Raw genomic sequence first — 23,106 nt, 5'->3', positions numbered from 1 at the left:
TAAACGCTCTCCGACAGATTCACTTCGTGAAAGGGAGACGCCATGGCGCAGGCAGAAATCGGGCTTATCGGCCTTGGGACGATGGGGGCCGCTCTGGCACTGAACATCGCGGAGAAGGGCTTTCCGATCGCGGTGTGGAACCGCACCGCGGCCGTCACGCGGAAGTTCCACGAAACCGCGGGCGATCTGGCCCCGCGCGTGATCCCGACCGAGACGCTGGAACAGCTGGTGGCGCAGATCACGCCGCCCCGCGCCATCATCCTGATGGTCCCGGCAGGCGAGGCCGTCGATGCGCAGCTCGAGGCGCTGAGGCCCCTGCTGGACGCCGACGACCTGGTGATCGACGCGGGCAATGCCGATTTCCACGACACGAACCGCCGCGATGCCGCAGGCCTGCCCTTCCGCTTCCTGGGCATGGGCGTTTCGGGCGGCGAGGAAGGCGCGCGTCACGGCCCCGCCATCATGGGCGGCGGCGATGCGGCCGACTGGGACCGCGTGTCCCACATCATGAACGCGATCTCGGCCAAGGCCGAGGATGGCGAACCCTGCGCGGCGCGCATGGGCGATGCGGGGGCGGGCCATTTCGTCAAGATGGTCCATAACGGCATCGAATATGCCGACATGCAGATGATCGCCGAGGTCTACGGCCTGATGCGCGACGGCGACGGCATGGATGCCGGTGCCATCTCGGAGGTGTTCTCGCGCTGGAACGAGGGCGTGCTGTCCAGCTATCTGATCGAGATCTCGGCCAAGGTGACGGCGGCGGCCGACCCCCACAGTGGCAAGGCCATGCCCGACGTGATCCTGGACCGCGCGGGCCAGAAGGGCACCGGCCGCTGGACCGCGATCGAGGCGCAGCACCTTGCGGCCCCCATCCCCGTGATCGAGGCCGCCGTCATGGCGCGCAACGTCTCGGCCCGGCTGGAGGAACGCCGCGCGGGTCAGGACCGTTTCGGCGCCGCGCCCCAGCCCTGCAACATCGACCCCGCCCTGCTGGAACAGGCGCTGATCGCGGGCAAGATCTTCTGCTATGCGCAGGGCTTCACGATGATCTCGGCAGCCTCGGAACGCTTCGGCTGGACGCTGGACCTGCCCGAGATCGCCAAGGTCTGGCGCGCGGGCTGCATCATCCGCTCGTCGATGCTGAACGACATGGCCGAGGCCCTGGCCGAGGATCCGAACCGCAACCTGATCATGGCGCCCTTCTTTGCCGACCTGATCGAAAAGGGCGCCCCCGCCCTGCGCGAGGTGGTGTCGAAGGCCATCGCCGCCGGACATGCCATGCCCGCGCTGGCACAGGGCCTGATGTGGTTCGACATGATGCGCACGGCACGCGGCACGGCCAACATGATCCAAGCGCAGCGCGACTTCTTCGGCGCGCATGGGTTCGAGCGTCTCGACGGGATCGACGACAGCCACGGCCCCTGGGCCATGAACGCGAACTGACGGATCGGGGGGCCATCGTGCCCCCCTTTTCGCATGAAGACCGCGATCAGCCGCGCGGGCGGCCGATCTCGCCCAGGGTCAGCACGGGCGATGCGTCCAGCCCCTGCGCATTCAGCATCGCCGCCACGCGTTCCAGCGACGCGACCAGCATCGACTGCTCCCAATCTTCCATCGAATGGAAGCCGCGTACGAAATTCTGCTGCAGCGCGTCCGGCGCGCTGGACAGCGCCTCGGCCCCCGCATCCGTCAGGATCACGTTCAGCTGCCTGCGATCCGCGCTGGAGCGTTCGCGGCGGGTATAGGCCAGCTTGTCCAGCTGATCGACCAGCGCCGTCACGGTCGCCTGGCTGACGCCCATCTGGCCGGCCAACCGCGTGGGCGTGGCGCTGCGACCCGGCGCACCCGCAAGGATCTGCAGCACGCGCAGCTTGGCAGGCGTCAGGCGCACGGATTGCGCCAGATCGCGTTCGTATTGTTCCGTCGCGCGGAGAATCCGGCGCAGGGCTATCAGGGCCGCGTCGGTGCGCGGATGGGCGACATTCTGGTTCATCGTCCGATAATGCCATCCCGGCGAAACCTTGCCAACGGGGAACTGAGATGACCGAATATTTTGCTTGACTAAGATATCCTTCGCGCTGACCCGCCGGCAGGCAGGAAATAAACCGTTAGCTTATAAGCCCTTATAAAGAAATTGAGCAAAAACAGTCGATTCTGTTGCAACCAAAGGGTGCTTTTATTATTTAGTGTGTCGAAGCAACTGAGGACGAGGACCTTATGCCCAAGGACGTGCAAGACATTGACCGAAGTCAGCAGCTGGTGCTGCGCAAGCCCGAACCGACCGATGGGTCGGCCATCTGGGAGCTTGTCCGCGCCTGCAAGCCGCTTGATGAAAACTCGATGTATTGCAACCTGGTGCAGGCCGAACATTTCCGCGACACCTGCGTGGTCGCCGAAATCGACGGCGAGATCCTCGGCTGGATTTCGGGGCACATGATCCCGAACGAAGACGCGATCTTCGTCTGGCAGGTTGCGGTCAGCCCCAAGGCGCGTGGCCTGGGCCTGGCCAAGAAGATGCTTTCGGACCTGGTCAACCGCGACGTCACCGTCGATGCGCAGGTCCTCAACACCACGATCACGCGGGATAACGACGCCTCCTGGGCGCTGTTCCGCAGCTTCGCCCGCGATATCGGCGGCAAGCTGAGCGACGACCCGCATTACACGCGCGACGCACATTTCGGCGGCCGCCACGCGACAGAGCACATGGTGACGATCACCCTGCCCTGCGAAGCTGCTGCGAAAGCCGCCTGAACCTTTTCGTCCGCGAACGCTTTTATGACGCACACAGTGCGAAAGGATTTGTCATGCCCAAAGACATGAACGCCATCCAGAACTCGACTGAAATCTTCGAACGCCGTGAAAGCGCGGCCCGTTCCTATTGCCGCGGCATCCCCGCGATGTTCACCGGCGCGCAGGGCTCGATCATGCGCGATGCCGAAGGGAACGAGTATATCGACTTCCTCGCCGGGTGTTCGTCGCTGAACTATGGCCATAACGACCCCGACATGAAGGCCGCGCTGATCGACCATATCGCCGGCAATGGCATCGCGCATGGCCTGGACCTGCATACCGACGCCAAGGGAAGCTTCCTCGAAGCGTTCGAGACGAATATCCTGAAGCCGCGCGGCATGGATCATCGCGTGATGTTCACGGGCCCGACCGGCGCGAACGCCGTCGAGGCGTCGATGAAGATCGCCCGCAAGGTGACCGGTCGCACGAATATCGTCACCTTCACCAACGGTTTCCACGGCGTGACCATGGGCGCGCTGGCCGCGACCGGCAACGGGTATCACCGCGGTGGTGCCGGCATGGATACGCATGGCGTGACGCGCATGCCCTTCGACAACTATGCCGAGGGCGTGGACAGCGCGGCACTGCTGGATCAGATGCTGGGCGACAGCTCGGGTGGCATCGACGCGCCTGCCGCGATCATGCTGGAGCTGATCCAGGGCGAAGGCGGTCTGAACGCCGCATCGGCCGAATTCGTCCGTGCCGTTGCCGATGTCGCCAAGCGCCACGGCGCGCTGCTGATCATCGACGACATCCAGGCCGGTTGCGGCCGCAGCGGCAAGTTCTTCTCGTTCGAGGAGATCGGCGTGATGCCCGACATCGTGCCGCTGGCGAAATCCATCTCGGGCTTCGGCCTGCCGCTGGCGATGGTGCTGGTGCGCCCGGAACATGACGTCTTCGGCCCCGCCGAACATAACGGCACCTTCCGCGGCAACAACCATGCCTTCGTGACCGCACGCGTCGCGATCGAGAAGTTCTGGTCCGACAAGGCGTTCGAGGCCGAGCTGGCCGACAAGGCCGCCCTGATCGAGAAGCGCCTGACGCAGCTGGCCGACATGGTCCCGGGTGCGTTCCTCAAGGGGCGCGGCCTGATGCGCGGCGTCGATGTCGGATCGGGCGAACTGGCCGAGAAGATCTGCAAGCGCGCCTTCCAGGACGGGCTGATCATCGAAACCTCGGGGAACGAGGACCAGGTGGTCAAGGTGCTCGCGCCGCTGACCACCCCGGTCGCGACCTTCGAGAAGGGCTTCGACATCCTTCTGAATGCTGCACGCGACGTGCTGAAGTAAGACCGCCAAGCGGGAGAAAAAACATGATTGTACGCGATTTCAACAAGCTCAAGGACACCGACCGTTCGGTGTCCGACGCCAAGTGGAACTCGGTCCGCATGCTGCTGGCCGATGACGGGATGGGTTTCTCGTTCCACATCACCACGCTGGATGCCGGTTCGGAACACACGTTCCACTACAAGCACCATTTCGAAAGCGTGTATTGCATACAGGGCAAAGGCTCGATCACCGATCTGGCCACCGGCGAGACGCACCAGATCACGCCCGGCGTCATGTATGCGCTGAACCTGCACGACCACCACACTCTGCGCGCCGAAGAGACGCTGGTCATGGCCTGCTGCTTCAACCCGCCCGTCACCGGGACCGAGGTTCATCGCGAAGACGGCAGCTATGCCCCGGCCGAGGAGTCGGCGTGAACATGGGTAGTGCCAGTCATACGGTCGAGAAGATCGGCGGCACGTCCATGTCGCGCGTCCACGAATTGCGCGACACGCTGCTGATTGGTGATCGCAAGGACAGCGAGCTCTACAACCGCGTCTTCGTCGTGTCGGCCTTCGGCGGCATCACGAACATGCTGCTCGAACACAAGAAGTCGGGCGAGCCCGGCGTCTATGCGGCCTTCGCCTCGGGCGAGGACGACCATGCTTGGATGGCCGCGCTGGACCGCGCAAGCGATGCGATGATCGCGGCCCATCGCCAGGTGCTGGACCATCCCGGCGATATCGAGCGTGCGGATGCCTTCGTGCGCGACCGCCTGGTCGGCGCGAAGAACTGCCTGATCGATCTGCAGCGCCTGTGCTCCTATGGCCATTTCCGCCTGTCGGAACACATGCTGCAGACGCGCGAACTACTGTCGGGTCTGGGCGAGGCGCATTCCGCCTTCGTCACGACCCTGATGCTGCAGCGCGCGGGCGTCACGGCCCGTTTCGTCGACCTGTCCGGTTGGCGCGACGAGGGCGAGGTCAGCCTGGAGGAACGCATCACCGGCGCGATGGAAGGCGTGGATCCCGCATCCGAAATGCCCATCGTCACCGGCTATGCCCAGTGCCGCGAAGGTTTGATGCGCGAATTCGACCGCGGCTATTCCGAGGTGACCTTCTCGAAGCTGGCCGCATTGACCGGAGCGCGGGAAGCGATCATCCACAAGGAATTCCACCTGTCCTCGGCGGATCCGAACCTTGTGGGCCATGATGCCGTCCGCAAGCTGGGACGCACGAATTACGACGTGGCCGACCAGCTGTCGAACCTGGGGATGGAGGCGATCCACCCCAAGGCCGCCAAGACGCTGCGCCAGTCGGGTGTCGCCCTGCGCGTCACCAACGCGTTCGAGCCGCACGACCCCGGCACGCTGATCGACGATCAGCCCGCCGAGGAAGCCGCGGTCGAGATCGTGACCGGCCTCGACCTCTATGCGCTGGAACTGTTCGAACAGGACATGGTCGGCGCCAAGGGCTACGATGCCACGATCCTCGAGATCCTGACGCGCCATAAGGTGCGCATCGTCAGCAAGGTGTCGAATGCGAACACGATCACGCATTACGTCGATACCAGCATGAAGGTGCTGCGCCGTGTCGAGAAGGACCTGGTCGAGCGTTACCCTTCGGCGCAGGTCACCTCGCGCGCGGTCGCGATGGCGGCGGCCGTGGGCCGCGACCTGACCGGGCTTGCCGTCCTGTCGCGCGGTCTGGCCGCCTTGGCCGACAATGGTCTCGAGGCGATCGGCGCGACCCAGGGGCCCCGCCCCGTCGAGGTGCAGTACATCGTCGAACGCGACATGCTGAAACCCTCGATCAAGGCGCTGCATCGCGCATTGGTCGAAGGACAGGCGACCAGTCTTCGCAAGGCCGCCTGAACCCGGATCGCATGATGTCAGGGGCGTCCCGTCGGGGGCGCCCTTTTCATGTCCGGGTCTTGCGGGCCGCGATCATGGCCCTTATGTGTTGTCCTGTTCGGGGCAACCCGGACTATGGACATAAACGCGCACGTAATAAGCGGATCGGACCCGGGGGCGGTACCCGGCGGCTCCACCAAATACCCTCGTTGGGGGAACATGGGGCCGAAACAGGATCGACGAACGTCTAAAGGTGTTTGCTTTGTCCCGGTGAGCTACCACCGTCATCGGTGCGATTTGTACAGTTGCCAACGACAACCGTGCTCCGGTCGCTCTGGCTGCGTAAGCAGCTCGGGTAACCGAAACCTAACTCCTTGCGCTTAGCCGCGTAAGGCGGGGCCCGCAGGAGCCTTGCAACAGAATCCTGCACCTTCTCCCCCCTTCTGACCCCATCCGCGAAATCGGCCCCGAAACGGGTCGCGGCCCCCTTTTCATCCCCCGCCACATCCCTATGCTTGGGGGCAAGGAACGAAAGGTGACGGCATGGCCCGGTCTGGGATCGATTACGGCGGAATGATGCATCGTGCGATGCAGGGCTTGATTGCCGAGGTGCTGCGCAAGATCGCGGCCGAAGGGCTTCCGGGCGAACATCATTTCTTCATCACCTTCGACACGCGCGACGAGGGCGTCGAGATGGCGGACTGGCTGCGCGCCCGTTACCCCGAGGAAATGACCATCGTCATCCAGCACTGGTTCGACAACCTGGTGGTCGAGGACGATCATTTCACCATCACGCTGAATTTCGGCAACGCGCCCGAACCGCTGATCATTCCCTTCGATTCGCTGCGCACCTTCGTCGATCCCTCGGTCGAGTTCGGCCTGCGCTTCGAAACGCAGGACGAAGATGACGACGAGGATGAGGACGAAGACGCCGAGTTCGAGCTGGATGCCGAGGATGACGGCGACGACACGCCCCCTTCGGGCGGGGCGGATGTCGTCAGCCTCGACCGCTGGCGGAAGTGACCGGCAGGTGCGTGGTCTCAGTGGCTTTCCGATCACGCCCATGGATGCCGAAGGCGATCCGATCCTCGGGGCCATTGCGCCGCTGATCCGGCGCATGGCCGATGCCGGTCTGGACAGCGCGGGCGTGCTGGGTTCGACGGGCGGCTATGCCTATCTGACCGAGGATCAGCGCAAGACCGTCCTGTCCGAGGCGCTGGACGCCGCACAGGGCCACATTCCCGTCATCGCGGGCGTGGGCGCCCTGCGGGCCGACATGGCCGCGCGGCTTGCCCGCCATGCGGCGGATCACGGTGCGGCCGGGCTGCTTCTGGCGCCCATGTCCTATGCGCCGCTGTCCGATGACGAGGTATGCGATCTGTTCCGGCGGGTGGGCGATGCCTCGGACCTGCCGATCTGCATCTACAACAATCCGACCACCACGCATTTCACCTTCTCGACCGATCTGCTGGCAAGGCTTGCGGATCTGCCGAACGTGGCGGCGGTCAAAATGCCGCTGCTGCGTGACGATTCCGAAATCGCGGCGCTGCGCGACGCGCTGCCGGCGGGCTTCGCCATCGGCTACAGCGCGGATTGGGGCTGCACGGCTGCGCTGCTGGCCGGTGCCGATGCCTGGTACAGCGTCGCGGCAGGCATGTGGCCGGGGCCGACACTGGCGCTGGCCCGTGCGGCGCAGGCGGGCGATCGCGACCGCGTGGCCGAACTGGAACGCCGCTTCGAACCGCTCTGGGATCTGTTCCGCCGCTTCGGAAGCTTTCGCATCTGTCATGCCGCGGCCGGTCCGATGGGCCTGACACCCAGCCGCCCGCCCGCACCGCTGCGCCCCCTGCCCGACGATGCGATGGGCCAGCTGCAGCAGGCGATCGAGGCGATCGACAGCTGATCTGCTGGCGCTATCATCCGGCATGCAATCGCATACGAATTGCACCGAGCGCCCCGGACGGCTAAAACCGCCGCGAAACGCCAAGGGAGCCTTCGCATGACCGATACCCGCACCGAGACCGACAGCTTCGGCCCGCTGGAGGTTGACGCCTCGAAATACTGGGGCGCGCAGACGCAGCGTTCCATCATGAACTTTCCCATCGGCTGGGAACGCCAGCCCGTCCCGATGATCCGTGCGCTTGGCGCGATCAAGCTGGCCGCCGCGCGCGTCAACCGTGCCAATGGCGATCTGGCCGAGGATCTGGCCACCGCGATGGAACAGGCCGCGACCGAGGTCTTCGAGGGCCGCTTCGACGACAACTTCCCGCTGGTCGTGTGGCAGACGGGTTCGGGCACGCAGTCGAACATGAACGCCAACGAGGTGATCAGCAACCGCGCGATCGAGATCATGGGCGGCGAGAAGGGCAGCAAGAAGCCCGTCCACCCCAACGATCACTGCAACATGGGCCAGTCGTCGAACGACACCTTCCCGACCGCGATGCATGTGGCCATCGCCATGCAGGCACGCGACGTGCTGCTGCCGGGCCTGGACAAGCTGGCATCCGCGCTGGAGGCCAAGTCGGACGAGTTCAAGGACATCATCAAGATCGGCCGCACCCATACGCAGGATGCGACGCCGCTGACGCTCGGCCAGGAATTCGGCGGCTATGCCCACCAGGTCCGCAAGGGGATCGAACGGGTCAAGGCCTGCCTGCCCGACATCTATGAACTGGCGCAGGGCGGCACCGCTGTCGGCACCGGGTTGAACACCAAGAAGGGCTGGGACACCGCCATCGCGGCCGAAATCGCTAAGATCACCGACCTGCCCTTCGTCACCGCCCCCAACAAGTTCGAGGCGCTGGCCGCCCATGACGCGATGGTCATGTTCTCGGGCGCGCTCAAGACGGTCGCGGCATCGCTGTTCAAGATCGCCAACGACATGCGCCTGCTGGGATCGGGCCCGCGTTCGGGTCTGGGCGAGCTGATCCTGCCGGAAAACGAGCCGGGCAGCAGCATCATGCCGGGCAAGGTGAACCCGACCCAGGCCGAGGCGCTGACCATGGTCTGCGCCCATGTCATGGGCAACGACGCCGCAGTGGGCTTTGCAGGGTCGCAGGGGCATTTCGAACTGAACGTCTACAACCCGATGATGTCCTACAACGTGCTGCAGTCGATGCAGCTTCTGGGCGATGCGGCCAGCAGCTTCACCGACAACATGGTCGCGGGCACCAAGGCCAATGTCGAACGCATTGAGAAGCTGATGAAGGAATCGCTGATGCTGGTGACGGCGCTGGCCCCCACCATCGGCTATGACAACGCCACCAAGGTCGCCAAGACCGCGCACAAGAACGGCACCACCCTGCGCGAAGAGGCGATCGCACTTGGCTTCGTCGATGGCGAGACCTTCGACCGCGTCGTCCGCCCCGAGGACATGATCAGCCCCAAGGGTTGATCCGGGCCGGCCTACGACGGGCCACTTGACGATGGACCACCGGGGCGCGCTATGCTTGGCGCGCCCCTTTCGTATTCATGGAACTGCATGACCCGGATCATCAACCTGCGCCAGGCCCGCAAGTCCCGCGCGCGCGACGAGAAACGCGCCGAGGGCGACCGCAACGCCGCCCGCTTCGGCGAGGCCAAGCAGCTGCGCGACACGCGCGAGGCCGAAGAGGCCCGCGTCCGCCGGATCTGGCAGGCACATCGCAAGGATGACGACACCCCGCAATGATCGACCTGCCCCCCATGTCCGCGCCCGCCAAGCGCTCGGTGACGATCGACGGGCACCGGACCTCGGTCTCGCTCGAGGACGCGTTCTGGAACGCGCTGAATGTCGAGGCCCGCGCAAGGGGCACGACCCGCGCCCTGCTGATCGGACAGGTCGATCACGCCCGCCCGCCCGAGGTCGGCCTTGCCACCGCGCTGCGGCTGTTCGTCTTGGCGCAGATGCAGCGCAAACCCGATTGAACGGTCTGGCCCGGCACGCGTTTCCGCTGCAGGGTGACAGTTCCGACAGGTATCAGGGGATCGCATCATGGGGACGAAGGCGCAGAAGCTGGCGAAATCGGCGGGGCTTGCGGGCGACACCAACGCGTTGGACGGATTTCGCAGGCTGCTGCGCGAAGATGCCGTCATCCATGACCGCAAACGCGCCGCCATCCTGACCTCGGACGACCCCGAGGCCGTGCATCAGGCCCGCGTGGCCCTGCGCCGGATGCGTTCGCTGCTGCGCGGGTTTCGCGACATGCTGTCGCCCGGCACCTTCAAGGCGCTGGACGGGCTGCTCAAGGCGCGTGCCGATCAGCTTGGGCCGCTGCGCGACGCCGATGTGCAGGCCGAGGCGCTCGGCACCCCCCAGGCGCAGTCGGCGGCCGACGATCTTCGGGCCGAACTGCGCGCCACCTTCCAGGCCGAAACCGCCCTGTCCCTGAAGATCGAGGTCGAGCGCGTCCTGCACGACCGCAACCGTGCGATCCGGGGCGACCGTCGCCGCAGGCTGGCCGATGCGCCCCTGCCCGTCATCGCCTCGCGCGCGTTGCAGGTCGCCTGGACGGAGCTGCTGGCCTTCGGTCCCGATCTGGGCCGGCTGGACCCCGAGGAGCTGCACGATTTTCGCAAGCGGTCGAAGGAAATGCGCTATCTGTCGGAATTCTTCGGGCGGCTGTTCGACAGCGACGCGGCACCGATGCAGAAGCGGATGGCCCGGATGCAGGACGCGCTCGGGGTGGTGAACGATCTTGTCACCATGCGCGCCCGGGGGTCCGAGCTGCCGAAAGGTGCCGACAAGACCGAGGCGAAGGCCCGCGCCCGCGCGGCCAAGGCATGGGACAAGCTGCGCGGGGCGCCGGTCTGGTGGACCGACATCCCCTGAATGCCGGGCGTCAGCCCTTCGGGTCGGCCAGCCGCGCGATCAGCGCCGAGGTGTCCCAACGCCCCCCGCCCATGCGCTGCACATCCTTGTAGAACTGATCGACCAGCGCCGTCACCGGCAGTGCCGCGCCCATCTCGTCCGCCGTCTTCAGGCAGATGCCCAGATCCTTGCGCATCCAGTCGATGGCGAAACCGAAATCGAATTCGCCCCTGGCCATGGTCTGGTGGCGGTTCTGCATCTGCCAGCTTCCGGCGGCACCCTGGCTGATGACCTCGACCACCTTTTCGATGTCCAGACCCGCCATCTGCGCGAAGTTCAGCGATTCCGACAGCGCCTGCACCAGCCCCGCGATGGCGATCTGGTTGCACATCTTGGTCATCTGGCCCGCACCGACATCGCCCAGCCTGCGGCAGATCTTGGCATAGGCCTCCATCACCGGTTCGGCCCGGTCGTAATGCGCAGGATCGCCTCCGCACATGACCGACAGCTGACCGTTCTCGGCCCCCGCCTGTCCGCCGGAAACCGGGGCATCGACATATCCGATCCCGGCCTCGGCCGCCGCAGCGGCCAGTTCCCGCGTCACCTCGGCCGAGACGGTCGTGTGATCGACGAAGATGCTGCCATCCCTCATCCCCGCGAAGGCACCGTCGGGGCCAAGGCAGATGGCGCGCAGATCGTCGTCATTGCCGACGCAGGCCATCACGAATTCCGCCCCCGATGCGGCCTCGCGCGGGGTGGGCGCATGGCTGCCGCCATGCTGCTCGGCCCAGGCGCGCGCCTTCGAATCCGTCCGGTTGAACACGGTCACCTCGTGGCCCTTCGCGGCCAGATGCCCCGCCATCGGAAAGCCCATCACGCCCAGTCCCAGAAACGCCGTCTTCGCCATGCCATCCCCCATGTCGGATAAGTGCCTGCCGCCCGCGTTGAAATGCCTGCGCGGCTGTCCTATGCAGCACACCACCACCCATGCACGACGGGGTCAAGAGACGCCGGCCGTGCCAGATCCGAGGATCGCGCCCCGCATGCTTACCGTGTTCCGTTGGCTTCTTCGGCTGACAATCGGCCTGATCGTCCTTGCGGTCCTGGCATCCCTGCTGACCTGGTATTTCGCCGTCCGGTCCCTGCCCGATTACGACGCCTCGTATCAGGTCGAGGGGATCGGCGCCCCCGTCGAGATCGTCCGGTCGACCGAGGATGTGCCCCATATCTTCGGCGAGACGGATGCGGACGTGTTCTTCGCCCTGGGCCTGGCCCATGCGCAGGACCGGCTTTTCCAGATGACCATGCTGCGCCGCGCGGCCCAGGGTCGCCTGGCCGAGGTGATGGGCCCGCAGGCCCTGCCCGCCGACGATCTGGCGCGCAGGCTGGGTCTCTATCGCAATGCACAGGCATCGCTGCAGGCCCAGGACGCCCCCACGCGCGAGGCGCTGAACGCCTATGCCGCCGGGGTGAACCAGTGGATCGGCATCGTCAACGACGGCGCGATGGGTCGTGGCGCGCCCGAATTCTTCCTGTTCCCGGATGTCATCACCTATTGGACGCCGACCGATTCCCTGGCCATCCTGAAACTGATCGCGGCAGGTGCCACGGGCGCCGCGACCGACGAGATCATGCGCGCCCGCCTGTCGCTGGCCGATCCCGAACACGGCCCCGAGATCCTGGCCCGCCCGGGTCTGCCGGTCGGGTTGCCGGCCTATGCGTCGCTCTTTGCCGATGCGCGGCTGTCCCTGCCCGAAAACCGCGCCGGTCCCGAAAGCGCGCCCGAAGCGATGGGCTATCTGGCGCCCGGGCCGCAGCTGGGGGGCAATGCCTTCGGCGCGTCGCCCGAACGGACCGCGGCCGACGGGACGCTGCTGGCCGTCGATCTGCATGGCGGGCTGACGGCGCCCTCGCTCTATTATCTTGCACGGTTGCAGCTGCAGAACGGCGGCGTGATCGGCGCGACGATCCCCGGCATGCCCGTGATCTTCGCGGGTCGCAGCCCGACGCTGTCATGGGCGCTGTCGCCCGCCGCGGTGGACGATTCCGACATCGCCATCGAAGAGGTGCAGCCCGGCAATCCCGACCGCTATCGCGGGGTCGGCGGCTGGACCGACTTTGCCACCCGCACCGAAACGATCCGCGTGCTGGACGACGCCCCCCGCAGCATCACCCTGCGCGAGACGGCCAACGGCCCCGTGGTGCCCAGCCTTGCGCCGGGGCTGCGTGACGTGACCCCCATCGGCCATGTTCCCGCCCTGCGCTGGACCGGCCTGTCGCGCAAGGATGCCAGCATGACGGCGCTGATCGGGGTGATGCGTGCGGCCACGACCCGTGATGCGCAGGATGCCCTGGCCCATATGACCGCACCGGCGATGAACGCGATGCTGGCCGACCGCCGCGGCGTGACGCATCTGCTGGCGGGCGCGATCCCGCAGCGGTCCGACAACCACCCGACGGGCGGCGCGATGCCCAGCCCCGGCTGGCTGGCCGACGGTGCCTGGGGCGGAACGACCTCCCTTGCAGGTACCCCGATCGAGGGGCGCAACGGCGTCGGCATCGCGACCGAGGAACCGGGCGGAAACGCGATGCGCCAGGGCCGGCTGACCCGACTGCTGCAGGATCGCGAGATCCATTCCCGCGACAGCTTCATCGCCGCGCAGCTTGACGTGGTCAGCCCCGCCGCCCGCACGCTTCTGCCGCTGGTGGGGGCCGATCTGTGGTTCACCGAGGATCCGGCGGCCCCCGGCACGCCCGAACGGCAGCGCCAGGATGCGCTGGCCCTGATGGCCGAATGGGACGGCGCCATGAGCGAGCATCTGCCCGAGCCGTTGATCTATTCCGCCTGGATGGCCGCGCTGCAGGACCGGCTGATCCGCGATGAGATTGGCCCGCTGGCCGACGACCTGACGCGCCTGCAGCCCGGCTTCATCGAGGCGGTCTTCCGCAATCGCGGCGGCGCGTCCCGCTGGTGCGACATCGTCCAGAGTGCTGCGACCGAGGATTGCACCACCATCGCCCGGCAGGCGCTGGATCGCGCGATCCTGGATCTCAGCGCGCGCTTCGGTCCCGATGTCGAAAGCTGGCGTTGGGGCGATCAGCACCAGGCACGGCATGTGCATCCGGGCCTTGGACGCACGCCCGCGCTCGGGTGGATCGTGAACATCAACCAATCCGTCTCGGGCGGGGATTTCACCGTCGCGCGTTCCGGGTCGGTCGGGCATGGCGACGATCCGTTCCTTGCCGGGGACGGGGCAAATTTCCGCGGCGTGTTCGACCTGGCCGATCCCGACAGTTCGGTCTTCATCACCTCGACAGGCCAGTCGGGCCATCCCCTGTCGCGCCATTACGACGATCTGGCGGGCCTGTGGCGGCGCGGCGAATACGTGACCATGTCGCTGGACCCCGAACTGGCGCGGGCGGCCGCTGCGGGCATCACGAGGCTGACACCCAAGGGCTGAAACGCAAACAGGGGGCCGATGGCCCCCCGTTCCGCATCAGGTGCAGGCGCGATCAGAAATGGATCGCGCGACCATATGCGTCCAGCACGGATTCGTGCATCATCTCGGACAGGGTCGGGTGCGGGAAGACCGTCTCCATCAGGTCCTCCTCGGTGGTCTCCAGCTGGCGACCGACGACATAGCCTTGGATCAGCTCGGTCACCTCGGCGCCGACCATGTGCGCGCCCAGCAGCTCGCCCGTCTTGGCGTCGAAGATGGTCTTGACCATCCCCTCGGGTTCGCCAAGCGCGATGGCCTTGCCGTTGCCGATGAAGGGGAACTTGCCGACCTTGATGTCATAGCCCGCTTCCTTGGCCTTGGCCTCGGTCATGCCGACGGATGCGACCTGCGGGTGGCAATAGGTGCAGCCCGCGATGCTGCCCGGCTTGATCGGATGCGGCTTGCCGCCCGCGATCAGTTCCGCGACCATCACGCCTTCGTGGCTGGCCTTGTGCGCCAGCCAGGGCGCGCCTGCCAGATCGCCGATGGCAAAGACGCCCTCGAGATCGGTGCGGCAGTATTCGTCCGTCACGACATGGGTGCGGTCGACCTTGATCCCGGCCTTCTCCAGGCCCAGCCCTTCGGTGTTGCCCACGATCCCCACGGCCGAGATCACGGTGTCGAATTCCATCGTCTCGGTCTTGCCACCGGTCTCGATATGGGCGGTCACCTTGTCGCCCTTGCGGTCCAGCTTCTTGACCGTGGCCTTTTCCATGATCGTCATGCCCTGCTTGACGAACTGCTTCTTGGCGAAGGCGCTGATCTCGGCATCCTCGACGGGCAGGACGCGGTCCATGACCTCGACCACGGTCGTGTCGGCACCGAGCGTGTTGTAGAAGCTGGCGAATTCGATCCCGATCGCGCCCGATCCGATGACCAGCAGCTTCTTGGGCATGTGCGGCGGCTGCAACGCGTGCTTGTAGTTCCAGACCAGCTTGCCATCGGGTTCGAGGCCCGGCAGTTCGCGCGCACGCGCACCGGTGGCCAGCACGATGGATTTCGCGGTGATCTCCTCGGTGCCCTTGTCGGTCTTGACGGTGACCTTGCCCTTGCCGGCCAGGGTCGCCTCGCCCATGATCGTGGTGACCTTGTTCTTCTTGAACAGGTGCCCGATCCCGCCCGACAGCTGCTTGGCGACGCCCCGCGACCGCTTGACGACGGCGTCGAGGTCATAACCGATGCCTTCGGCCTTCAGACCGAATTCCTTGGCGCGGTGCATCAGGTGGAACACCTCGGAGGACCGGAGCAGCGCCTTGGTCGGGATGCAGCCCCAGTTCAGGCAGATACCGCCCAGATGCTCGCGTTCGATGCAGGCCACCTTGAGCCCAAGCTGAGCGCCACGGATCGCGGCGACGTAACCGCCCGGTCCGGCGCCGATCACCACCATGTCGAAATTCTGGGCCATCATGTCCCCCGGCTGACTGAGAATTAGTTCAGCGTTAAATCATTTCGGGGGTGTCAGCAAGTCGGGCCCGGCATCCCGCCCTGTCGCGATCGTCAGGGCTGGCGGTGTTCCGCATCCGGTTCGGGCTCGTCGGCAGGCTCGGACGGTTCCAGCGCATCGCGGTCCAGCCCTTCGCCGTCCAGCTCGGGCTGGTCCTCCTGAACCTCGTCCTCGGGCTGTTCCTCGGTGGAATCCTGCGCCTCGTCCATCAGCGCCTCGACGATGACCGTCGTGGCGTTCGGGCCGATGACGGCATAGTTGCCCTGCTCCTCGACCGTGAGGCTGGCGCGCTGCGTCGTCCGCCACCCGGCATAGGCCGTCAGAAGCGCCAGAAGCACGCCCATGTAGATCCAGAACCCGTCCGGCCCCACGACGCCCATCAGCCAACCCGTCAGGATCGGACCGGCCATCGACCCCACGCCATAGATGAACATCAGACCCGCCGAAGCCGAGGCCATGTCCGACTGGTCCAGGTAATCGTTGGTGTAAGCCAGTAGCAACGCATAGATGGGGTTCGCGGCCCCGCCCATGATCGCGCCCGCGATCACGAGGCCCAGGGTGCCCGGCTGGATGGCGATGACGGCCAGCCCGCAGATGCTGCCGACCGCCGCCATGATCAGCACGACGCGGCGGCGATCCGTGCGGTCCGAAATCCAGCCGACCGGGTATTGCAGCACGAGGCCCCCGGCATAGCTTGCCGCCACGAAGAGCGAGATCTGCGCCACCGACAGCCCGACCTGTGCGCCCCAGACCGAGGACATGCCCGACAGCACGGCCAGCACGCCCCCCATCAGGAAGACGCCGACGCAGCCCAGGGGCGATGCGCGATACAGATCGGCAAAGCTCATCCGCTTGATCGTCTCGAATTGCGGGGCGGGCTTGGCCGACAGCAGGATCGGCGTGAAGGCCAGCGAAACCAGCACCGAAGGGATGACGAACAGCAGGAAGCCCGCGGGATCGGCCGTGTTCAGCAGCAATTGCGCGATCACGATGCCCAGCAGCTGCACGATCATGTAGGCCGACAGCGACTGCCCGCGATTGGCATTGGTCGAACCGGCGTTCAGCCAGCTCTCGGCCGAGATGTACACCCCGCAGAAGCAATAGCCGATGAGGAAGCGCAGCACCGTCCAGGCGATCCAGTGCGGCTCGACCGGGAACAGGATCAGCGTGGCGGAAATGAGCGATCCGAGCGCGGCGAAGACGCGCACATGGCCCACGTTCTGGATCAGCCCCGGCACGGTCAGGCTGCCGACGAGGAACCCGCCGAAATAGCCCGCCATGACCAGCGACATCTGGAAGGTCGGAATACCCTCGATCCCCCCGCGGATACCCAGAAGGGTGCCCTGCATGCCGTTGCCCACCATGAGCAGCAGGATGCCGAGGAAAAGCGGCCAGGTTGTGCGCAGCACGGAGGTCATTTGGGGGGCTCGTTTGTCAGCAGGAGAATCGGAACGCTTCGCCTAGCGCCGATAACACAGGCTGCATGACCTTAAAACGACCCTAGGGGATCAAAAGCGACGCATCGCCATAGCTGAAGAAACGATAGCGTGAGGCAACGGCATGGTCGTAGATCGCCCGGATGCGATCCTGCCCCATCAGCGCCGAGACCAGCATCAGAAGCGTCGATTTCGGAAGGTGGAAATTCGTCATCAGCGCATCGGCCACGCGGAAGGCATGGCCCGGATAGATGAAGATGTCGGTCTTGCCCATGAAGGGCGCGATGGGCGCATCGCCCGCAGCCGGGTTGAGCGCCGGATCGGCCGCCGATTCGATCAGCCGCAGCGCGGTGGTGCCCACGGGAATGACGCGGCGGCCTTCCGCCTTGGCGGCATTGATGCGGGCGGCGGCCTCGGGGGTGACCTGGCCCCATTCCGAATGCATCCGATGGGCCGTCACGTCGTCGACCTTGACGGGCAGGAATGTCCCCGCCCCCACATGCAGCGTCACATGCACGAATTCGACGCCGCGTTCACGCAGCGCATCCAGCAGCGGCGCATCGAAATGCAGGCTGGCCGTGGGGGCCGCCACGGCACCTTGATGTTCCGCCCAGACGGTCTGGTAATCGTCGTGATCCTGTTCGTCGGGCGCACGCAGCGCCGCGATATAGGGCGGCAGCGGCATCGCGCCGACCTGGGCCAGCGCCTGATCGAAGGCGTCGCCCTGGGCGTCGAAGACAAGCCGCAACCCGCCATCGGCGATCTGGGCGACCGTGGCCGACAGGTCGGGACCGAAGCGGATCACCTCGCCCTCGCGCAGCTTGCGCAGGGGCTTGGCCAGCGCCTGCCAGCCCTCGGATGCGGGCTCCAGCAGCGTCACCTCGATCTTCGCGACGGCCTCGCCGTCGGGGGTCTGGCGGGCGCGGGTGCCGGTCAGGCGCGCGGGAATGACCTTGGTGTCGTTCAGCACCAGCACATCGCCCGCGCGCAGGATCTGCGGCAGGTCGAAGACATGGCGGTCCGCGATGGCATCGCCTTGCGCCAGCAGTAGGCGGGCATGGCTGCGCGGGCGCGCGGGGCGCGTCGCGATCAGCCCCTCGGGCAGGTCGAAATCGAAATCCGAAAGCTTCATGGCGGGGCTTCTGCGCCAGCACCGCCCTTCCGTCAAGAAGGCTTGAAGACCCACCAAAGAAGTCGGACTTTACTTTCTTGATGAAATCAGTAGGAGATGACCCGGAAGGGAGCCCGCATGATCGTCTGTCACTGCACCCAGATTTCCGACCGGGATATCCGCGCCGCCATCGACTGGATGCGCGAGGCCGATCCCCAGACCATCATCACGCCCGGCAAGATCTATCATGCCCTGGGCAAGCGTGCCGATTGTGGTGGCTGCATGCCGCTGTTTCTGGACACCATGCGTGCCTGCGATAAGGTTGGTGTCGCGCCGCCAATTCTGCGGCCCAGAACAGACAAAGACAAGGAACGCAGCCATGAAGGGCGACCCCAAGGTCATCGAATATCTCAACGCCGCGCTTCGGTCTGAGCTGACCGCGGTCAGCCAGTACTGGCTCCACTACCGCCTGCAGGAGGATTGGGGCTTTGGCAAGATCGCCAAGAAATCCCGCGAGGAATCCATCGAGGAGATGCAGCACGCCGATCGCCTGATCGAGCGAATCATCTTCCTCGAAGGGCATCCGAACCTGCAGAAGCTGGACCCGCTGCGCATCGGGCAGGATCTGAAGGAAACGCTGGAAAGCGATCTGGCCGCCGAACACGATGCCCGCACGCTCTATATCGAGGCGCGCGACCATTGCGACAGCGTGGGCGATTACGTCAGCAAGAACCTGTTCGAACATCTGATCCAGGACGAGGAAGGCCATATCGACTTCCTCGAGACGCAGCTGGAGCTTTATGGCGCGATCGGCGCGCAGAACTATGGCCAGCTGAACGCCACCCCGGCGGATCAGGGCGAAAAGGACGACGCGCTGTAAGCGTCGCGGGAATCAGGGGGCTTCGGCCCCCTTTTTCACCTCTCTGACCGCCTGGGGTCGGCCCGGCTCAGGCCAGCCAGTCGCGCGCCAGATCCGGCAGCGCGTCGAAATGATCCAGCATCGCATCGGGCGCCAGCCTGCGGATCGCCTCGCCCTCGGGACCGAAGCTGACCAGCGCCACGCGCACGCCCGCCGCTGCCGCCGTCTTGCGGTCGGTTTCCGTATCCCCGATCAGGAAGGACCGCGCAACCGTGCCGCCCGCCTGTTCGACCGCCGCCTGGTAGGGGCGCGGATCGGGCTTGCGCACCGGCAGCGTATCCGCCCCGATCATCGAGGCGAAACGGTCGCGGATGCCCAGCTTGCGCAGCAGCACCTCGGCCAGACCCGACGGCTTGTTCGTGCAGACCGACAGGATGTGGCCATCCTGCGCCAGCCGGTCCAGCGCAGGTTCGACCCCGGGATAGAGCCGCGTATGCACGTCGATCGCCTCGCCGTAATGGTCCAGCAGGCGGTGGAAATCCTGATCCTCGGCCTCGGGCGGGATCAGCACGTCCCGGGGGGCGCGGGCGTAACCGGCCCGCAGCATGGCCCGCCCGCCATGGAAGGCCACCAGCGCGTCATCCACCGGATGCAGCAGATCGCCCATGCCCCGCCCGCGAAAGCAGGCATTCGCCGCAGCGATCAGATCGCCCGAGGTATCCGCCAAGGTGCCGTCCAGGTCGAAGACCACCGTTCCCGCCATGCTGTCCTCCTTCGAAACGATCCGAAAACAAAGGTGAATGCGCCGGGGCTTTCCAGCGCACCCCGCCCCGATTAGAACGCCGGGGCAAGAAAGCAAACAGGCGATGGGGTCGGCATGTCGGAAAATGCGGTGGCGGTGGTAATCCTTGCGGCGGGTCAGGGCAGCCGGATGCAGTCGGACCTGCCCAAGGTCCTGCACCGTCTGGGCGGCGCGCCGCTGGTCGGTCACGCGCTGTCGGGCGCGCGCAGCCTGGAACCCGAGCAGGTGATCGTGGTGACGGGCCACGGATCGGAGGCGGTGACCCGCGCGGTCGCGAAGCTGGACCCCGATGCGCAATGCGTCCTGCAATCCGAACAGCTGGGCACCGGCCATGCCGTGCAGCAGGCCCTGCCCCAGCTCGAAGGGTTCCAGGGCAAGGTCGTCATCCTCTATGGCGACACCCCCTTCATCGGCGAGGATACGCTGGCCGCCCTGGCCAGCCACACCGCCGATCTGGTCGTGCTGGGCTTCGAGGCCGAGGATCCGGGCCGCTACGGCCGCCTGGTCGTGACCGACAAGGGGCTGGAACGCATCGTCGAATACAAGGATGCGGACGCTGCCACGCGCCAGATCGTGCTGTGCAATTCCGGCGTCATGGCACTGGATGCGGATCTTCTGCGCCTGCTGATCGTGCGCCTGTCCGACGACAACGCCGCCGGCGAATACTATCTGACCGACCTCGTGGCGCTGGCCCGTGCCGAGGGGCGCCGCGCCGATGTCGTCACCTGCGACGAGGAAGAGACCCTGGGCATCAACACCCGCGCCGAGCTTGCCCGCGCCGAGGCCCTGTTCCAGGCCCGTGCCCGCGCCCGCGCGATGGAGGACGGCGTCACCCTGTCCGATCCCGGAAGCACCTTCTTCGCGCTGGACACGGTGATCGGACGCGATGCGATCATCGGTCAGAACGTGGTCTTCGGACCGGGCGTCACCGTCGAATCCGGGGCCGAGATCCTGCCCTTCTGCCATCTCGAAGGGTGCCATGTCAGCGCGGGCGCGACGGTCGGGCCCTTTGCGCGGCTGCGCCCCGGCGCGGAACTGGGCGGCGATGTGCATGTCGGCAATTTCGTGGAAATCAAGAACACCGTCCTGGACGAGGGCGCGAAGGTCGGGCACCTGACCTACCTGGGCGACGCGCATGTGGGCGAGGCCACGAATATCGGCGCGGGCACCATCACCTGCAACTATGACGGCGTGATGAAGCACCGCACGACCATCGGCGCGCGCGCCTTCATCGGCAGCGACACGATGCTGGTGGCACCGGTGACCGTGGGTGCGGATGCGATGACGGGATCGGGTTCGGTCATCACCGAGGACGTCCCCGACGGCGCGCTGGCGATCGGACGCGCGCGGCAGGCAACGAAACTCGGTCTTGCGACCCGCCTGATGGCGGCGCTGCGTGCCAGGAAGGAGACGCGCTGATGTGCGGCATCATCGGAATTCTGGGCAATCACGAAGCCTCTCCCCAGCTGGTCGAGGCGCTGCGCAGGCTGGAATATCGCGGCTATGACAGCGCGGGCGTCGCCACGATCGACGCATCGGGCCGGTTGGACCGCCGCCGCGCGGTGGGCAAGCTGGTGAACCTGTCGGACCGGCTGGTCCACGAACCCCTGCCCGGCCATACCGGCATCGGCCATACCCGGTGGGCGACCCATGGCGCCGCGACCGAGGCGAACGCCCATCCCCACCGCTCGGGCCCGGTCGCCGTCGTCCATAACGGCATCATCGAGAATTTCCGCGAACTGCGCGCCGAGCTGCAGGGGATGGGCATCCAGCCACAGTCCCAGACCGACACGGAAACCGTCGCCCTGTGGACCGCGCATTACCTGCAGCAGGGCATGTCCCCGCAACAGGCGGCCCGCGCCACGCTGGCACGGCTGGACGGCGCCTTTGCGCTGGCCTTCCTGTTCGAGGGCGAAGGCGATCTGATCATCGCCGCGCGCAAGGGCAGTCCGCTGGCCATCGGTCACGGCACGAACGAGATGTTCCTGGGGTCCGACGCCGTGGCGCTGGCGCCCTTCACGGACCGCATCACCTATCTCGAGGATGGCGATCACGCGGTCCTGACCCGCGCAGGCGTGCAGATCTTCGATGTGGCAGGCGAACCCGTCCAGCGTGCGACCAACCGCATCGACGTGGGATCGACCGCCATCGACAAGGGCGGCTATCGCCATTTCATGGCCAAGGAGATCGCCGAACAGCCCGCCGTCATCGGCGATGTGCTGAACCACTACGTCAAGGACGACCGCATCATCCTGCCCGAGGGCCTGGATTTCAACGATGTGGACCGGATCTCGCTGGTGGGTTGCGGCACCGCGCATCTGGCGGGGCATGTGGCGAAATACTGGTTCGAACAGCTTGCGGGCCTGCCCTGCGACATCGATGTGGCATCCGAGTTCCGCTATCGCGAGCCGCCGCTGTCGGATCGCAGCTGGTTCGTCGCGATCAGCCAATCGGGCGAAACGGCGGACACGCTGGCCGCCCTGCATTACGCCCGCGCCCATGTCGCGCGGACCGTGGGGCTGGTGAACGTGGGCACCTCGGCCATCGCGCGCGACAGCGACGTGGCACTGCCCACTCTTGCCGGGATCGAGGTCAGCGTCGCCTCGTCCAAGGCGTTCACCTGCCAATTGGCGGTCCTGGCCGTTCTGGCGCTGAAGGCTGCCCATGACCGGGGCCGCATCGACGACCGGGCGCTGGCCGCCCATCTGCGCGACCTGCGGTCCATCCCGGCGTTGATGTCACAGGCGCTGGCGCTCAGCGACGATTGCCGCGACCATGCCGACTGGCTGGCCGGTGCACGCGACGTGCTCTATCTCGGGCGCGGCGCGCTTTATCCGGTCGCGCTGGAAGGCGCGCTGAAGCTGAAGGAGCTGAGCTACATCCATGCCGAGGGCTATGCCTCGGGCGAGCTGAAGCACGGCCCCATCGCGCTGATCGACGGCGATGTGCCCGTCGTGGTGCTGGCGCCGCATGACGCGTTGTTCGACAAGACCATCTCGAACATGCAGGAGGTCATGGCCCGCCACGGTCGCGTGCTGCTGATCTCGGATGCGGGGGGGATCGCGGCGGCCGGCGAAGGCGTGACGGCCAGCCTGACGCTGCCCTCGGGCGGGGGCGTGTTCCAGCCGATGCTCTATGCCGTGCCGATGCAGTATCTGGCCTATCACGCGGCGGTCGCCAAGGGGACCGACGTGGACCAGCCGAGGAACCTGGCGAAATCGGTCACGGTGGAATGAAAAGAAGGCCCGCCAT

22 protein-coding genes and 1 other RNA gene are annotated in these 23,106 nt (G+C 66.2%); 17 read left to right on the top strand and 6 right to left on the bottom strand.

Annotated elements, in window-relative coordinates; genetic code table 11:
• The first annotated feature begins 42 nt into the window (after positions 1 to 42).
• Positions 43 to 1,446, top strand: coding sequence for an NADP-dependent phosphogluconate dehydrogenase (gene gndA, locus KO490_RS11365; protein ID WP_216019523.1), 1,404 nt, complete (start codon positions 43 to 45; stop codon positions 1,444 to 1,446).
• A 46-nt stretch (positions 1,447 to 1,492) separates the two neighbouring features.
• On the opposite strand, the gene KO490_RS11360 is transcribed toward gndA, so the two are convergent.
• The gene (locus KO490_RS11360; protein WP_216019522.1) at positions 1,493 to 1,996 is read right to left on the bottom strand and encodes a MarR family winged helix-turn-helix transcriptional regulator; all 504 of its coding nucleotides are present in this window, start codon (positions 1,994 to 1,996) and stop codon (positions 1,493 to 1,495) included.
• A gap of 224 nt (positions 1,997 to 2,220) precedes the next feature.
• Here KO490_RS11360 and ectA point away from each other — a divergent pair, with 224 nt between their 5' ends.
• The 11 genes from ectA to KO490_RS11305 all read left to right on the top strand — a co-directional run bounded on the left by ectA (position 2,221) and on the right by KO490_RS11305 (position 10,723).
• Positions 2,221 to 2,754 carry a diaminobutyrate acetyltransferase gene (ectA, locus tag KO490_RS11355; protein ID WP_216019521.1) on the top strand — a complete coding sequence of 178 codons (534 nt, stop codon included), beginning with the start codon at positions 2,221 to 2,223 and terminating at the stop codon, positions 2,752 to 2,754.
• Between the two features lie 53 nt (positions 2,755 to 2,807).
• Positions 2,808 to 4,082 (top strand): diaminobutyrate--2-oxoglutarate transaminase, encoded by a 1,275-nt coding sequence (ectB, locus tag KO490_RS11350; RefSeq protein WP_216019520.1) that lies wholly within the window; start codon positions 2,808 to 2,810, stop codon positions 4,080 to 4,082.
• A gap of 23 nt (positions 4,083 to 4,105) precedes the next feature.
• Positions 4,106 to 4,498 (top strand): ectoine synthase, encoded by a 393-nt coding sequence (locus KO490_RS11345; protein WP_216019519.1) that lies wholly within the window; start codon positions 4,106 to 4,108, stop codon positions 4,496 to 4,498.
• 2 nt (positions 4,499 to 4,500) lie between these two features.
• Positions 4,501 to 5,934, top strand: a complete 1,434-nt coding sequence (locus KO490_RS11340; protein ID WP_216019518.1) for an aspartate kinase — start codon at positions 4,501 to 4,503, stop codon at positions 5,932 to 5,934.
• A 55-nt stretch (positions 5,935 to 5,989) separates the two neighbouring features.
• Positions 5,990 to 6,344: a transfer-messenger RNA gene (ssrA, locus tag KO490_RS11335) on the top strand.
• A gap of 112 nt (positions 6,345 to 6,456) precedes the next feature.
• Positions 6,457 to 6,936, top strand: a complete 480-nt coding sequence (locus KO490_RS11330; RefSeq protein WP_216019517.1) for an SspB family protein — start codon at positions 6,457 to 6,459, stop codon at positions 6,934 to 6,936.
• A gap of 7 nt (positions 6,937 to 6,943) precedes the next feature.
• Positions 6,944 to 7,816 (top strand): dihydrodipicolinate synthase family protein, encoded by an 873-nt coding sequence (locus tag KO490_RS11325; RefSeq protein WP_303462974.1) that lies wholly within the window; start codon positions 6,944 to 6,946, stop codon positions 7,814 to 7,816.
• A 96-nt stretch (positions 7,817 to 7,912) separates the two neighbouring features.
• Positions 7,913 to 9,307, top strand: a complete 1,395-nt coding sequence (gene fumC, locus KO490_RS11320) for a class II fumarate hydratase (RefSeq protein ID WP_216019515.1) — start codon at positions 7,913 to 7,915, stop codon at positions 9,305 to 9,307.
• 87 nt (positions 9,308 to 9,394) lie between these two features.
• Entirely contained in the window at positions 9,395 to 9,583 is a 189-nt protein-coding gene (locus tag KO490_RS11315; RefSeq protein WP_216019514.1) for a DUF4169 family protein, read from the top strand.
• Positions 9,580 to 9,819 carry a ribbon-helix-helix domain-containing protein gene (locus KO490_RS11310; protein ID WP_252727136.1) on the top strand — a complete coding sequence of 80 codons (240 nt, stop codon included), beginning with the start codon at positions 9,580 to 9,582 and terminating at the stop codon, positions 9,817 to 9,819. Before KO490_RS11315 ends, KO490_RS11310 begins: the two co-directional genes overlap by 4 nt.
• 67 nt (positions 9,820 to 9,886) lie before the next feature.
• Positions 9,887 to 10,723, top strand: a complete 837-nt coding sequence (locus tag KO490_RS11305) for a CHAD domain-containing protein (protein ID WP_216019513.1) — start codon at positions 9,887 to 9,889, stop codon at positions 10,721 to 10,723.
• A gap of 10 nt (positions 10,724 to 10,733) precedes the next feature.
• Here the strand turns inward: KO490_RS11305 and KO490_RS11300 are convergent, their stop codons facing one another.
• Complete coding sequence (locus KO490_RS11300; RefSeq protein WP_216019512.1) at positions 10,734 to 11,609, bottom strand: NAD(P)-dependent oxidoreductase; 876 nt, start codon at positions 11,607 to 11,609, stop codon at positions 10,734 to 10,736.
• A gap of 136 nt (positions 11,610 to 11,745) precedes the next feature.
• Here KO490_RS11300 and KO490_RS11295 point away from each other — a divergent pair, with 136 nt between their 5' ends.
• Positions 11,746 to 14,163, top strand: coding sequence for a penicillin acylase family protein (locus KO490_RS11295; protein ID WP_216019511.1), 2,418 nt, complete (start codon positions 11,746 to 11,748; stop codon positions 14,161 to 14,163).
• Positions 14,164 to 14,215: 52 nt separating this feature from the next.
• Here KO490_RS11295 and lpdA read toward each other — a convergent pair whose 3' ends face one another.
• The 3 genes from lpdA to queA form a co-directional block, all read right to left on the bottom strand.
• Positions 14,216 to 15,610 (bottom strand): dihydrolipoyl dehydrogenase, encoded by a 1,395-nt coding sequence (gene lpdA / locus KO490_RS11290; RefSeq protein ID WP_216019510.1) that lies wholly within the window; start codon positions 15,608 to 15,610, stop codon positions 14,216 to 14,218.
• Positions 15,611 to 15,699: 89 nt separating this feature from the next.
• The gene (locus KO490_RS11285; protein ID WP_216019509.1) at positions 15,700 to 17,064 is read right to left on the bottom strand and encodes an MFS transporter; all 1,365 of its coding nucleotides are present in this window, start codon (positions 17,062 to 17,064) and stop codon (positions 15,700 to 15,702) included.
• 82 nt (positions 17,065 to 17,146) lie between these two features.
• Positions 17,147 to 18,214: a tRNA preQ1(34) S-adenosylmethionine ribosyltransferase-isomerase QueA gene (gene queA, locus KO490_RS11280; protein WP_216019508.1), complete on the bottom strand. Its 1,068-nt coding sequence runs from the start codon at positions 18,212 to 18,214 to the stop codon at positions 17,147 to 17,149.
• A gap of 117 nt (positions 18,215 to 18,331) precedes the next feature.
• On the opposite strand from queA, the gene KO490_RS11275 reads away from it, so the two are divergent.
• Both KO490_RS11275 and bfr read left to right on the top strand, forming a co-directional pair.
• Positions 18,332 to 18,625: a bacterioferritin-associated ferredoxin gene (locus tag KO490_RS11275; RefSeq protein WP_216019507.1), complete on the top strand. Its 294-nt coding sequence runs from the start codon at positions 18,332 to 18,334 to the stop codon at positions 18,623 to 18,625.
• On the top strand, positions 18,573 to 19,073 hold the full coding sequence (bfr, locus tag KO490_RS11270; RefSeq protein WP_216019506.1) for a bacterioferritin: 501 nt from the start codon (positions 18,573 to 18,575) through the stop codon (positions 19,071 to 19,073). The genes KO490_RS11275 and bfr overlap by 53 nt, the downstream gene beginning before the upstream one ends.
• Positions 19,074 to 19,140: 67 nt before the next feature.
• Here bfr and KO490_RS11265 read toward each other — a convergent pair whose 3' ends face one another.
• Positions 19,141 to 19,815 (bottom strand): HAD-IA family hydrolase, encoded by a 675-nt coding sequence (locus KO490_RS11265; protein ID WP_216019505.1) that lies wholly within the window; start codon positions 19,813 to 19,815, stop codon positions 19,141 to 19,143.
• Positions 19,816 to 19,929: 114 nt separating this feature from the next.
• On the opposite strand from KO490_RS11265, the gene glmU reads away from it, so the two are divergent.
• Positions 19,930 to 21,273, top strand: coding sequence for a bifunctional UDP-N-acetylglucosamine diphosphorylase/glucosamine-1-phosphate N-acetyltransferase GlmU (glmU, locus tag KO490_RS11260; RefSeq protein WP_216019504.1), 1,344 nt, complete (start codon positions 19,930 to 19,932; stop codon positions 21,271 to 21,273).
• Complete coding sequence (gene glmS, locus KO490_RS11255; protein ID WP_216019503.1) at positions 21,273 to 23,090, top strand: glutamine--fructose-6-phosphate transaminase (isomerizing); 1,818 nt, start codon at positions 21,273 to 21,275, stop codon at positions 23,088 to 23,090. Before glmU ends, glmS begins: the two co-directional genes overlap by 1 nt.
• Positions 23,091 to 23,106: the final 16 nt, after the last annotated feature.

Source organism: Paracoccus sp. C2R09, from assembly GCF_018860625.1.
Lineage (GTDB): Bacteria > Pseudomonadota > Alphaproteobacteria > Rhodobacterales > Rhodobacteraceae > Paracoccus.
The sequence above is the reverse complement of the archived record's forward strand: the minus strand, read 5'-3'. Positions and strand labels throughout refer to the sequence as shown.